Annotated in this window: 1 tRNA gene and 1 rRNA gene; both read right to left on the reverse strand. The window is 46.9% G+C overall.

From position 1 onward, the window contains the following. Window positions 1-51: 51 nt before the first annotated feature. Window positions 52-127, reverse strand: a tRNA-Val gene (locus AC0C45_RS30115). A gap of 104 nt (window positions 128-231) precedes the next feature. Continuing rightward, window positions 232-347: ribosomal RNA gene (gene rrf, locus AC0C45_RS30120) — 5S ribosomal RNA — on the reverse strand. Between the last annotated feature and the right edge of the window lie 9 nt (window positions 348-356).

Here is a 356-nt window from a genome sequence, read left to right on the forward strand (position 1 = left end):
ACCTACTGATTACAAGTCAGTTGCTCTACCAGTTGAGCTACACCGGCACGGTGGTGGAGGATGACGGGATCGAACCGCCGACCCCCTGCTTGTAAGGCAGGTGCTCTCCCAGCTGAGCTAATCCTCCGTGTATCATACACAATATTCATTGTATAAAAGATTTTTATAAATGAGCCAAATAAAAAACCCCTAGACTCTTTTATAAGAGCATAAAAAGGGGTCTTATTCATTGCCTGGCAACGTCCTACTCTCACAGGGACAAAGTCCCAACTACCATTGGCGCTAAAGAGCTTAACTTCCGTGTTCGGTATGGGAACGGGTGTGACCTCTTCGCTATCGCCACCAGACAAGAGATT

It is taken from the genome of Priestia sp. VA7, from assembly GCF_055710015.1.